Origin of the sequence: Paenibacillus sp. FSL A5-0031, assembly GCF_001956295.1 — a bacterium.
In the GTDB taxonomy this organism is placed as follows: Bacteria; Bacillota; Bacilli; order Paenibacillales; family Paenibacillaceae; genus Pristimantibacillus.
The window spans coordinates 1-263 of the sequence record NZ_MRTD01000082.1; the positions used below are offsets into that span (position 1 = coordinate 1).

General features: G+C 52.1%; 1 tRNA gene. It reads right to left on the reverse strand.

What is annotated here, in order from left to right:
* Nucleotide 1: 1 nt before the first annotated feature.
* Nucleotides 2-76: transfer RNA gene (locus BK120_RS34415), tRNA-Glu, on the reverse strand.
* Between the last annotated feature and the right edge of the window lie 187 nt (nucleotides 77-263).

The following is a 263-nucleotide window of genomic DNA, read 5'->3' on the forward strand; positions in this document are numbered from 1 at the left end:
TTGGTGACCCGTAGGGGACTCGAACCCCTGTTACCTCCGTGAAAGGGAGGTGTCTTAACCACTTGACCAACGGGCCATACAGAACACTTCAAATGAGATTTCCACGATGCTGCAACCACTGTGGCAAATAAAAAAGACCGGATGAACGGTCTTCCCGTTGCAAACACTTGTGAGAAAAATGTGGCGGAGAGAGAGGGATTCGAACCCTCGCACCACTTACGCAGTCTAACCCCTTAGCAGAGGGTCCCCTTGAGCCACTTGGG